Origin of the sequence: Flavobacterium sp. (assembly GCF_039595935.1) — a bacterium.
GTDB lineage: Bacteria > Bacteroidota > Bacteroidia > Flavobacteriales > Flavobacteriaceae > Flavobacterium.
Genome location: NZ_JBCNKR010000004.1, coordinates 1,302,956 through 1,315,466 on the forward strand (window position 1 = coordinate 1,302,956; position 12,511 = coordinate 1,315,466).

The window sequence follows — 12,511 nt, forward strand, 5'->3', positions numbered from 1 at the left end:
ATATTTTTCCGTAATTTTGCATTTATAAAAACCTATTCTTCACCAGATCATTACGTTAGTTTTTATCTGCTGAAAATACAAATTAGATAAACTTTACATAATTATGAGTACAACTCAAACAAGCAAAATTGAAATCAGAAAAGCTGAATCGTCTAAGATAAGCTCTGTAGACTTTGAAAACTTAAGTTTTGGTGCTGTATTTACAGACCATTTATTCGAATGTGATTACAAAAACGGACAATGGCAAAATCCGGTCGTTAAGCCTTACGCTCCTATTTTGATGGATCCATCTTCAAAAGTCTTTCATTACGGTCAGGCAATTTTTGAAGGAATGAAAGCTTATAAAGATGAAAATAATGATGTTTGGTTGTTTAGACCTGATGAAAACTACAAACGTTTAAACAGTTCTGCTGTTCGTATGGCAATGCCAGAAATTCCGGAAGATATTTTCATGGAAGGTTTATACGAATTATTAAAAATTGATAAAGAATGGATTCAGAGAGGTAACGGAGCAAGTATGTATATCCGTCCGTTTATGATTGCAACAGGCCCTGGCGTTATTGCAAACCCTTCTGATGAATATAAATTTATGATTTTACTTTCTCCTGCTAAATCATATTATGGCGGTGAAGTTAAAGTAATTATTGCTGAACATTACAGTAGAGCTGCAAATGGCGGAATTGGTGCTGCAAAAGCTGCCGGTAACTACGCTGCACAGTTTTACCCAACAAATTTGGCAAACAAAGATGGTTTCCAACAAGTTATCTGGACTGATGACGCAACGCACACAAAATTAGAAGAAGCAGGAACAATGAACGTTTTCTTCAGAATTAATGATACTTTATTAACGGCTCCAACAAGCGAAAGAATTTTAGATGGTGTAACCAGAAAAAGTTTGATCACAATGGCTGAAAAAGAAGGATTAAATGTAGAAGTTCGTCCGGTAATTGTTTCAGAATTAGTTGAAGCTGCTAAAAATGGTTCTTTAAAAGAAATTTTCGGAGCAGGAACTGCTGCGGTAATCAGCGTTATCAAAGGTTTCTCATATAAAGATGAGTATTATGAAATGGCTCCAATTGAAAACTCATACGCTTCATTCTTAAAAGAAAAACTAACAAGTCTTCAAAACAAACTTTCTGAAGATACTTACGGATGGACAGTTAAAGTACAATAATCCAAAATCAGAATAAAAATAAAACCCGACAGATTTTAAAAATTTGTCGGGTTTTTTATTTCGTTTATTATTAATTTTCAGCAAAAACTACTAAGATTAAACACAATCTTGTCATTTCGACGAAGGAGAAATCTGCGCAAGAAACTCCTCATTGCAAATCGACAATCTTTGTCAAGCTACTTGCGTAGATTTCTCCTTCGTCGAAATGACAAAAATGACACAAAGCTTTGCGAACTTTCCTCTTTAACAAGAACAACAGAAAAAAAACCTTAGCGTTCTTTGCGGTTAATCTTTTACAACAACTTCGAAAAATCAGGTTTAAAGTAATTTGGGCCTTTCATTACTTTTCCGTCTTCTCTATAAATTGGTTTTCCATCTTCGCCAAGTTTACTCATATTACTACGCTGGATTTCGTCAAAAACAGCTTCAATTTTATCCTGTAAACCATGTTCAATAATAGTTCCGCACAAAATATACATCATATCTCCAAGAGCATCAGCAATTTCAACCAAATCATTATTTTTAACCGCTTCAAGATATTCTTCGTTTTCTTCTTTCATCAAATTATAACGAAGCAATTTTTTAGTTTCTCCTAAATCAGCAATTGGAGTCTGGCTGTGACCTATTTTAAAAGCAGTATGAAATTCAGTAACTGCGTCAAGTTGTTTTTTCATGTTTTTATTCTATTAATTGAGATGCCAAATTAGCAACAAATCGCATACAATTCTCTAAATTTGTCAAAAATAATTTTTAAGTATGTTTAGTCAAGGACAATTAATATTCGCGCTCTGTTTTTTTATCGCATTTGTAATCATAATGATTTTTGCTTACCGTAAAGATCTTGCTCTTCATAAAATATTTTACAAAGGAAATTACAAAGTATTGCTTGCCTTTATACTTTTTATTGTTCTTTTATTTGTTATCAAAATCTTTTTAAAAAGATAATACAACCTATTATTTTTAGTTATTAGTTTAGACTCCCAATAAAATTTATAACTTTACGAAAAACCTGCACCAATGAAGATTCTAAAATATTTATTTCTTTTACTATTATTAAGTTTAGTCGCTCTTACCGTTTTTGTTGCTACCCAAAAAGGGATTTTTTCTGTAGAAAGAAGTAAAGTAATCAATTCGCCAAAAGCAACCGTTTATAATTATGTAAATGATTTTAGAAATTACGAAGATTTTGAGTCGTGGGCAGTCGAAGATTCAACTTTAAACTATACTTATCCTAATAAAACCAGCGGTAATGGAGGTGCATTTTATTGGTCTGGAGAAGAAGGAGAAGGAAATGCTATTACCTTAAAAACAAAAGATGGAGAAAGCATTGAGCAAAAAATCAAATACGACGGCACAGAAGCTGATGTTGTATGGACATTTAAAGATACTTTGGCAGGAAAAACAAAAGTTACCTGGAAAGCAAAAGGAACAATGAGCTTTTTGTTTAAAATCTATACAGCGTTAAACGGAGGTTCGGATAAAGTTATTGGGACTATTTACGAAAAAAGCCTTGTAAACATTGACAAAAATCTGGATTACGAAACTAAAACGTATGCTATAAAAGTAAACGGTGTAGTTAAAAAAACCGAAACTCCTTATATCAAACAAACTTTTACAAGTGAAATTTCTAAGGTTAACAAAAACGCAAGAGTCGTAATTCCTAAACTTATTCATTTTAGCGAAACTAACGGATTAAGCGCAAACGGGAAACCTTTTATTATTTATCATACTTACGATACTGCAAAAGGACTGGCAAAGATTTCTATTTGTTTACCAATCAATAAAGAAATATCAATCAGCTCTGGAAGCGATATTCTATCAGGAAAACTGAATGGATTTGATGCTGTAAAAACAACTTTAAATGGAGATTATTCACATTCAGCCGAAGCTATCGCAAAAACTACAGCTTATATTAATAATGAAAAAATAATACCTGAATTAGGCTGGTCACATCTTGAAATTTTGACAGCAAGTAAATTAGATGTAAAAAGTCCGTCGAAATTAATTACAGAAATTTATTTCCCAATTAAACCAAAAGTTGTTCCGGTTCAAACTACAACACCTGATTATCAGCCTCAAACAGGAACTGATGTATCGACAGGTACAGAACCAGCAACTGCAGCTCCTACCACAACTACAACAACTCCAAAACCAGTAGTTAAAAAACCGGTTACACCAAAACCTGCAGCTGCACCGCCGGCGACTCCGGCTGCAAAACCAGAAGAGGACTCTGAATTTTAATTTTTTAAAAGGCCGATTAAACCTTTTGAATAAAATTCAATCTAACTGATTATAAAGTTTGATAAATCAAAAAGTTTGATCGACGAAAAAGAATTTATACAACAATTATTAGATCCTAAAACGCAAAATTCAGCGTTTCAAAAACTTATATCTGATTATCAGAAACCGCTGTATTCTCATATTCGAAACATTGTTTTGAATCATGATGATGCAGATGATGTTTTGCAGAATACTTTTGTAAAAGTCTTTCAGTATTTAAAAAACTTTAAAGGAGAAAGTAAACTTTTTTCCTGGATGTATCGAATCGCAACAAACGAAGCTTTGACTTTTTTAAACCAAAAAGCAAAATTAAAAGGCATTACTTCTGAGGATTTACAGAATAAAACGATCGACAATTTAAAATCAGATGCTTATTTTGATGGAGATGAAATCCAGATCAAGCTTCAAAAAGCAATAGTTACACTGCCGGAAAAACAACAGCTGGTTTTTAAGATGAAGTATTTTGAAGAATTAAAATACGAAGAAATCGCTGAAATTTTAGGAACTTCAGTAGGTGCATTAAAAGCATCTTATCATCATGCGGTAAAAAAAATAGAATTATATGTTACAACAAATTAAACCTTTTATAGCAAACCTTATCTTATAAGCATTATGAAAGAATTTAAATTAGAAAACGAACCGAAAATAGCGCCGGGATTTAAAACTCCGGATCATTACTTTGATACTCTTTCAGCAAAGGTTTTTGAGCAGATTGAAAAAGAGAAAGAAGTAAAAGTAATTCCGCTATATAAACGCAGAAAAGTTATTTCGATTGCTGCGGCGGCTGCAGTTTTTATTGCTTTTTTAATTCCAACAGCAAACCATTATTATAAAGCATCGAAAGAACTTGATGAAGCAACATTAGAAACTTATTTAGCTTATCAGTCAAATTTGAATCAATATGATTTAATGAAAGAATTAGATACAAAAGACATTGACAAACTAAATAAAAGTGTAGCTCTTGAAGATGAAGAAACTTTAGAAGACATTTTAGCTTCTAATCCAAATATTGAAAATCTAATTTCTGAGTAAAAACAAAATTATACAAATATGAAAATCAAAAATATATTAGCATTACTTCTGTTTTTAGTTACTTTTTCATTTTATGCTCAAAGTGATAAAATAGATGAAAAACGTGAAAAGATTAAAGCATTTAAGGTTTCATTTTTAACTACAGAGCTAGAATTGACACCTACAGAAGCAGAGAAGTTTTGGCCAATTTATAATGCTTACGACGATAAGCAATTTGAATTGAGACACGACAAAATGAAAACTTATTTGAAAAAATTAGACGACGACAATTTAAATTCTATTTCAGAGAAAGAAGCCGTTGTATTGCTATCACAAATTGAAACGACGGATAAAGAATTATATCTTTTGCGTGAAAAGTTTATGACCAGCATTAAAAAGGTTTTACCGGCAAAAAAGATATTAAAGCTTAAAAAATCTGAAGATGATTTTAATCGAAAATTGCTAAAACAGTATCGCGATAAAGCAGGGAAATAATTTCCTTTGAAGAAGAAACAACAACGAAAAAGCCCCTAAATAATACTTACTTTATTTAGGGGCTTTTTTATTTTTCATTTTTTATTTAAAATTGAGTCTGACCATTTTATTATATCCTGCAGCGATTGCAGTATTTCGGTTAACAAAACGTATTGTAAAAAATTTTGTATCAGTAGATAATTGTGTCCAGTTTTCGCCTCCGTTTTGAGAATATTGAATTCCTTCAGAACCTACACAAATAATTTCTTTTCCGTTTCCGCCGGGAACATATTGAACACAAGATGCATATCCAAAGCCCATATCCTGCCCTATTAATTCCCAGGTTTTTCCGCCATCTTTTGTAAAAGCTTTATTTCCTGATTTTTTATTTGGCAGATCATAATCTCCTCCGGCAATAAATCCGTGTTTAGAATCATAAAAATCTGCTGTATAAATTCCGGTCATGGCTTTTCCCTGTACGATGGGTGTGTCAACAACTTTCCATGTTTTTGCTTTATCAGGAGAATAAAAAACACGTGCTTTTTTTCCTCCGGAAACCAGCCATGTATCATTTCCATTTATAACAATATTCGTGTTACTTGCTGCAAATGCCGCTTCACCAACTGCATTTGTCGGCAGTTTATCAGATAATATTTTAGTCCATGTTTCCCCTCCATCACGAGTCACAATCATAGAAAAAGTATCTTCAGTAGGATCTCCAATGGCAATTCCTTCTTTATCATTCCAAAATTGCATACTATCATAAAAAACCTTCGGATTAACTTCTTTGTAAACTAATTTTACTTTTCTGTCTTTTTTTGAAACTGAGTAAAGTAACGCTGGATTTGCAACACTTAAAAGAAAAATATTATCTGAAGTTTGAGCAATACTTCTAAATTCGAGTTTAAGTGTATCACGATAAATATGTTCTTCAAATTTCTCTTTTTTGTCTAAATCATAACATCCAAAACGAGAATTATCAGCGCCATACCAAATTTTATTTTTATCAACTACAATGGCTCTTATACTAATTCTATCTTTAAACAAAGTATCTATTGTCATTGATGTAAAGCCTCCACCAGGTCTTACCTCAGTTTTTTTATTAAATGTTCCAAAAGACATCAATAAAATAAAAATACCGCAAAATAAAATTAGTTTTTTCATATAAATCAGATTTGTTAATGCTAAAATACAATTATTTATAACATATCAAAATAGGTTTTGTCTTTTTTCAGGTAATAATATTACAGCATTTTTTTCTGTTTAATAAATAGCAAACAACAATTGAACAAAAACACAAACAACTGATTTAATGACTATTACAAATACCAAGATAGAAAAACAAAATTGTGGCACAGTAATTGGATATCTCCTAATACAAATAATTTAATATGATTTTATCATGAAAACGAAATTACTTTTTATAGCACTTGTAACATCAGTTTTGAGTTCTTGCGGAGCGCAAAGCCAAACTACTGTTTATGCAAAAAACTCAGATATAAGCGATAACCTAGACCTTAGAGCAGTAGCTTCGATGTTTGGTGAATCTGCTAACCTTCAGGATTTTGAAAGAAGATTAAACGATCCTAAATATCAAATTTCTAACCTTGATTTAAATGGAGATGACGAAGTAGATTATTTACGTGTAATCGAATCTGTAGAAGACAGAACTCACGTTGTAATTATTCAGGCTGTACTTGACCGTGATGTTTATCAGGATGTTGCTACAATTGATGTTGAAAGAGACAATTATAACAAAGTAAGTGTTCAGGTTGTAGGTAATACTTACTTATATGGAGACAATTACATTTATGAGCCTGTTTACAGTGTAGTACCGGTAATTTATACTTCATTTTGGGTTACAAATTACAGACCTTATTACTCAACTTGGTATTGGGGTTATTACCCAACGTATTATTCAGCATGGAGACCTTATCCTGTTTACAGATACAGAAACAACATAAATGTATGTATTAATGTACATAACAGTTACAATTATGTAAACACTAGAAGAAGCTACAGAGCTCCTGCTATTTACGAAACAAGACGTACTTATGGTTATGAAAGAATGAGACCAAACTTCAGTTTTGCTGACAGACATTCTAACGTAAGCAACAGATATGACTTAGATCAAAGAAGAATTGCCAGCAGAGATGTGAACAGAAATTCAAACAATTACAATTATAACAGATCTAATAACGGACGTCCGGCTTCTGTAGAAAACAGAAACACAACCAGAGATTACAATTCTGGCAGAAATACATCTGATAGAAGTTACAGCAACACAAATCGTGTAACAAATAACAACAGAGACAACTCTGCTAATGTAAACACTCCGGCAAGAAACGAAAACACTCAAAGACCTGATTACGGAAGAAACAATTCTAGCCCATCAGTATCAAGAGGAAATTCTGAAAACAGAAATTATACAAACAGAACATCTACACAAGAGAATCAGCCGCAAAGAAGCTATTCTGAAAACAGAGGAAGTTCATCAAACAGAGCCAGCACACCTCAGTCAGCTCCAGTTCAAAGAACAGAAGCACCAAGAGGCTACTCTGAAAACAGATCTAATTCTAATGTTTCTAGACCGCAAAGCGCTCCTCAACGTTCTGAATCACCACGTATGAGTCAGGAATCAAGAGGCGGACAATCGCAAAGAGAAAGCGGTAACGGCTCTAGAGGAGGCGGAAGAAGAGGTTAAGAATCTCTCAATTAATGTTCAAAATTAAAAGCACAATTTGGGGATTGTGCTTTTTTTTATCTTTTTAATTATAATTGTCGCTAATTTATTTTAAAACAGTAAATTTGCAACCGTCTTTTATTAAAAATATACATGAGCGCATCGCATAAAAACTTACATAGTAAGTTGTCTATTGGGGGTTTATTGATAACATTAGGGATTATTTATGGAGATATTGGTACATCTCCTTTGTATGTAATGAAGGCCATTCTTGGTGGAGACATTATAAATACTGATATTGTTTTAGGAGGTATTTCTTGTGTTTTCTGGACCTTGACATTACAAACCACCATAAAGTATGTTCTTATCACTTTAAGCGCCGATAATCATGGCGAAGGTGGAATTTTTGCACTTTATGCATTAGTTAAAAAAACAAAAATTCAATGGCTCATTGTACCCGCTATCATTGGAGGAAGTGCGCTGCTGGCCGATGGTATTATAACACCGCCAATCTCGATTTCTTCTGCTGTAGAAGGAATTAGAGCTTTCTATCCAACAATGAAAACCGATACGATTGTTGGTATTGTAATTACAATTTTATTTGTTTTATTCACGATACAACAATTTGGAACCAAACTAGTAGGGAAGTTTTTTGCTCCTATGATGCTAATTTGGTTTGCTATGTTAGGAACCTTAGGATTGATTCAGATTATTCATCATCCAGAAGTAATCAAAGCCATTAATCCATACTATGCATATCATTTATTACAAGTTCACCCAGAAGGTTTTTTTGTTCTTGGATTAGTGTTTTTATGTACAACCGGAGCTGAAGCTTTATATTCAGACATGGGACATTGCGGTAGAAAAAACATCCGAATTAGCTGGATATTTGTTAAAGCAACTTTAGTATTAAACTATTTTGGTCAGGCTGCATATTTAACACATCACGTTGGAAAAACATTAAGACAATTAGGAGGTGACAATCCTTTTTATTTAATAATGCCTCACTGGTTTTTACCATTTGGAATTGTTGTTGCAACTTTAGCTGCTGTTATCGCATCTCAAGCTCTTATTAGTGGATCATTTACATTAATAAATGAAGCAATGCGCTTAAATTTCTGGCCTAAAGTAAAAATTAAATATCCTACTGAGGTAAAAGGACAATTATACATTCCGTCAATTAACTGGTTATTATTTTTTGGCTGTGTTGGTATTGTATTACACTTCAAAGAATCTGGTAATATGGAACATGCTTATGGTCTTGCCATTATTTTGTGCATGATCATGACAACTATTTTACTGAACTATTATTTAATCATGAAGCGTGTAAAACTATACTTTATGGTACCGCTTATTACAATTTATTTATTGATTGAATTTAGTTTCTTAATTGCCAACATTACCAAATTTATTGATGGAGGTTTCGTAACTTTAATCATTGCCAGTTTACTTATTTCAGTAATGACAATTTGGTATTTAGCTAAGAAAATCAACAAAAGCTATACTAAAATCATCAAAATTGACGATTACAAAAAAGTATTAGTCGAATTGAGTCAGGACTTATCTATTCCTAAATACGCAACACATTTGGTTTATATGACCAATGCGAACCGTGTTGACGAATTAGAGGAAAAAGTAATTTATTCGATTTTACAAAAACGACCAAAAAGAGCTGATATCTATTGGTTTGTACACGTAAACATTCTTACTGAACCATATAAAACACAATATAAAGTTACCGAGATTGCAAAAGATGATATTTACAGAATCGATTTTAATCTAGGATTTAGAGAGCCTACTAAAATCAATTTAATGTTTAGAGAAGTAATTCGTGACATGGTAAAACGTGGTGAAGTTGATATCACAAGCCGATACGAATCTTTAAATAAAAACAATATTATTGGAGACTTTAAATTTGTATTGTCTGAGAAATTCTTATCAAATGACAATGATTTAAGATGGCATGAAAACATTATCATGAACTCTTATTTCTTCATCAAAAAATTAAGTTTATCTGAGGAAAGAGCTTTTGGATTAGACAGCAGCTCTGTTAAAATAGAGAAATTCCCGATGGTGCTTCATGCTCCTGAAAATATTGGATTGACAAGAATTACAAAAGAATAATCTGCACGCAGAAAACCAAATTAAAAACACTCTTTTAAAATTTTTATCAGAGTGTTTTTTATTTTAAAACGAAAGCTAAACAACAATACACAATTAAAAATTTAACTTTCAATCAATTAATAGTACCTTTGCACCTCAAATATTAGAAATGAGATTACACAGAAATTTAGTTTATACTACCATCGACTCTTTGAATGCAATTTTCAATGAAGGAGAATATGCAGATAAAGTGGTAGCAAGAGCCTTAAAAAAAGACAAACGTTGGGGAAGTTCTGACAGGAAGTTTGTTGCTGAAACGATATATGAAATTGTTCGCTGGAAACGTTTATATGCAGAAATTGCAGAAGTAAAAGAACCTTACGACAGAGACAATTTATGGAGAATGTTTGCAGTTTGGGCTGTTTTAAGAGGTTATCCAATTCCGGATTGGAGACAACTTGAAGGAACTCCGGAAAGAAAAATAAAAGGGCGTTTTGACGAACTTTCAAAAGTTAGAGCTTTAAAAGAATCTATTCCGGACTGGATGGATGAATTAGGTGTAAAAGAATTAGGTGAAAAAGTTTGGGCAAAAGAAATCGCCGCTCAAAATCAGCCTGCTAAAGTTATTTTAAGAACTAACACGCTTAAAGGAACTAAAGAAAGCCTGAGAAATACTTTGATGGATTTGAATATTGAAACAGAATATTTAAAAGATCAGCCGGAAGCTTTAGTTTTAAAAGAAAGAGCCAACGTATTTTTAACAGATGCTTTCAAACAAGGGCTTTTTGAAGTTCAGGATGCCAATTCGCAATTAGTTGCCGGTTTCCTCGATTTAAAACCTGGAATGCGTGTGGTTGATACTTGTGCCGGAGCCGGAGGAAAAACATTGCATATTGCTTCTTTAATGGAAAATAAAGGACAATTGATTGCAATGGATTTGTACGAAAGCAAACTAAAGCAATTAAAATTAAGAGCCAAAAGAAATGGTGCTTTTAATATCGAATATCGAATTATTGACACTACAAAAGTGATCAAAAAATTACATGAAAAAGCAGATCGTGTATTAATTGATGCGCCTTGCAGCGGATTAGGTGTTTTAAAAAGAAATCCGGATTCTAAATGGAAATTACAGCCTGAATTTATCGATAACATTCGTAAAGTTCAGAGTGAAGTTTTAGAAAGCTATTCGAAAATTGTAAAACCTGGAGGAAAATTAGTTTATGCAACTTGTTCTGTATTACCTTCTGAAAATCAGGAGCAAGTTCAAAAATTCCTGAAAACAGAAATCGGGCAGCAATTTACTTTTGTAGAAGATCGTAAATTATTAGCTTCTGAATCTGGTTTTGATGGTTTTTATATGGCATTATTAGAGCGTAAGAAATAAAATTATAAAATCTCAATATTTTTAAATTCCAAATTCCAATTTATAGTTGGGATTTGGAATTTTTTGTTTTTAAAAGTTTAGTCCCTACGGGACATTTTTTTATTGCATGTATTTTTCTACCGATATGTAATCTCTACGAGATAGTTTGGGAAAAACTTCGTTACGAATTATATGTCGTTAGAAAACTCTGCGAGATAATCTGGAAAAACTCCGTTAGGAGTTACATATCGGTAGAAAAAAATGTTCCGTCTCCATCAGATGTCCCATAGGGACTAAATGAATTATATATCCCCAAAACAAAAAATTCCAAATCCCAACTATAAATTGGAATTTGGAATTTAAAATATTTGGAATTTTTCTACACCAAACTCGATTTTCGCAATAACTTTCCGTTTTCGTTTTCTTTAAATTTCGGAACAAAAACAATTTCTTTCGGCTTTTCAAATTTTCCTAAATCATCAAAAAAGTCTTCCGAAAAATCATATTTTTCTCCTTCAATCACCAAAATCAGTTTTTCACCTAAAACAGTATCAGGAACACCCGTTACAAAAAAACGGTTATTAATTTTACCAATTAATTTGGCCTCAATCTGTTCCGGAATAAGCTTCACTCCTCCACTATTAATAACATTGTCGATTCTTCCTAAAAACACAAATTGATTTTCATTTATTAAATCAACCAAATCATTTGTAACAACAGGTTCATCAGAAATTGAAGAAACATAAATCACCAGACATCCTCGATCATCTTTTTCAATTTTCACATTTGGTAAAATCGTAAAAGCAGTTTCTCCTACTCTTTTGGCCGCGATGTGAGTAATCGTTTCGGTCATTCCGTAAGTTTCGTAAATCTCCGTTTTAAACGGCAGAAGTTTCTCCATAAGATCACTGTCGGTTTTTGCACCTCCAATAATTAACTTCTTTATATTTCCTAGTTTTTCAAGCGAATTTTGAACCTGCAACGGAACCATCGCCGCAAAATCATATTGTTTATTATTATAAGCCAAAGGCTCTGTAGACGGAACAGCAATATCCAGTTCTAAACCTAAAATTAAGCTTCGAACAAGCATCATTTTACCGGCAATAAACTGAGTTGGAAGACAAAGCAAAGCTTTATTTCCGGGTTCTAAACCGAAGAAATCTCCCGTTGCCAATGCCGACTGAATCATGGCTTGTTTTTCTAACCTAACCAGTTTCGGGAGTCCTGTAGTTCCGGAAGTTGTCATTTCGATATACTCTTTATGATCAAACCAATCCAGAAAAAATTCACCAATAGCTCTTTCGTATGCATCACCTTCTTTGATAAAACTATAACCAATTCGGCACAAATCTGCGGCATTTAAATGATAACCATCCAGTTTAAAGTAGTTATGTACATTTCTATGAGTTAAAGTTGGCATGAT

General features: G+C 32.6%; 12 protein-coding genes. 9 read left to right on the plus strand and 3 right to left on the minus strand.

From position 1 onward, the window contains the following. The first annotated feature begins 103 nt into the window (after positions 1 to 103). The gene (locus ABDW27_RS05635) at positions 104 to 1,174 is read left to right on the plus strand and encodes a branched-chain amino acid aminotransferase (RefSeq protein ID WP_343694977.1); all 1,071 of its coding nucleotides are present in this window, start codon (positions 104 to 106) and stop codon (positions 1,172 to 1,174) included. Between the two features lie 293 nt (positions 1,175 to 1,467). Here the strand turns inward: ABDW27_RS05635 and ABDW27_RS05640 are convergent, their stop codons facing one another. Further along, positions 1,468 to 1,848 carry a nucleoside triphosphate pyrophosphohydrolase family protein gene (locus tag ABDW27_RS05640; protein ID WP_343694978.1) on the minus strand — a complete coding sequence of 127 codons (381 nt, stop codon included), beginning with the start codon at positions 1,846 to 1,848 and terminating at the stop codon, positions 1,468 to 1,470. A gap of 82 nt (positions 1,849 to 1,930) precedes the next feature. On the opposite strand from ABDW27_RS05640, the gene ABDW27_RS05645 reads away from it, so the two are divergent. From ABDW27_RS05645 to ABDW27_RS05665, 5 genes are all read left to right on the plus strand, one after another. Next, positions 1,931 to 2,119: a hypothetical protein gene (locus tag ABDW27_RS05645; RefSeq protein WP_343694979.1), complete on the plus strand. Its 189-nt coding sequence runs from the start codon at positions 1,931 to 1,933 to the stop codon at positions 2,117 to 2,119. Positions 2,120 to 2,191: 72 nt separating this feature from the next. Continuing rightward, positions 2,192 to 3,415 carry a transcriptional regulator gene (locus ABDW27_RS05650; protein WP_343694980.1) on the plus strand — a complete coding sequence of 408 codons (1,224 nt, stop codon included), beginning with the start codon at positions 2,192 to 2,194 and terminating at the stop codon, positions 3,413 to 3,415. Positions 3,416 to 3,490: 75 nt separating this feature from the next. Then, positions 3,491 to 4,033: a sigma-70 family RNA polymerase sigma factor gene (locus ABDW27_RS05655; RefSeq protein ID WP_343694981.1), complete on the plus strand. Its 543-nt coding sequence runs from the start codon at positions 3,491 to 3,493 to the stop codon at positions 4,031 to 4,033. Positions 4,034 to 4,066: 33 nt separating this feature from the next. Continuing rightward, the gene (locus ABDW27_RS05660) at positions 4,067 to 4,486 is read left to right on the plus strand and encodes a hypothetical protein (protein WP_343694982.1); all 420 of its coding nucleotides are present in this window, start codon (positions 4,067 to 4,069) and stop codon (positions 4,484 to 4,486) included. 18 nt (positions 4,487 to 4,504) lie between these two features. Further along, positions 4,505 to 4,960, plus strand: a complete 456-nt coding sequence (locus ABDW27_RS05665; RefSeq protein WP_343694983.1) for a sensor of ECF-type sigma factor — start codon at positions 4,505 to 4,507, stop codon at positions 4,958 to 4,960. Positions 4,961 to 5,041: 81 nt separating this feature from the next. On the opposite strand, the gene ABDW27_RS05670 is transcribed toward ABDW27_RS05665, so the two are convergent. Next, a complete protein-coding gene (locus tag ABDW27_RS05670) occupies positions 5,042 to 6,103 on the minus strand; it encodes an oxidoreductase (RefSeq protein WP_343694984.1) in 1,062 nt (353 codons plus the stop codon). A gap of 238 nt (positions 6,104 to 6,341) precedes the next feature. Between ABDW27_RS05670 and ABDW27_RS05675 the strand changes: the two genes are divergently transcribed. The 3 genes from ABDW27_RS05675 (at position 6,342) to ABDW27_RS05685 (ending at position 11,109) form a co-directional block, all read left to right on the plus strand. After that, complete coding sequence (locus tag ABDW27_RS05675; protein WP_343694985.1) at positions 6,342 to 7,643, plus strand: hypothetical protein; 1,302 nt, start codon at positions 6,342 to 6,344, stop codon at positions 7,641 to 7,643. A gap of 132 nt (positions 7,644 to 7,775) precedes the next feature. After that, complete coding sequence (locus ABDW27_RS05680) at positions 7,776 to 9,746, plus strand: KUP/HAK/KT family potassium transporter (protein ID WP_343694986.1); 1,971 nt, start codon at positions 7,776 to 7,778, stop codon at positions 9,744 to 9,746. Between the two features lie 148 nt (positions 9,747 to 9,894). Beyond that, positions 9,895 to 11,109 (plus strand): methyltransferase domain-containing protein, encoded by a 1,215-nt coding sequence (locus ABDW27_RS05685; protein WP_343694987.1) that lies wholly within the window; start codon positions 9,895 to 9,897, stop codon positions 11,107 to 11,109. 358 nt (positions 11,110 to 11,467) lie between these two features. Here ABDW27_RS05685 and ABDW27_RS05690 read toward each other — a convergent pair whose 3' ends face one another. Further along, positions 11,468 to 12,508 (minus strand): AMP-binding protein, encoded by a 1,041-nt coding sequence (locus ABDW27_RS05690; RefSeq protein ID WP_343694988.1) that lies wholly within the window; start codon positions 12,506 to 12,508, stop codon positions 11,468 to 11,470. Between the last annotated feature and the right edge of the window lie 3 nt (positions 12,509 to 12,511).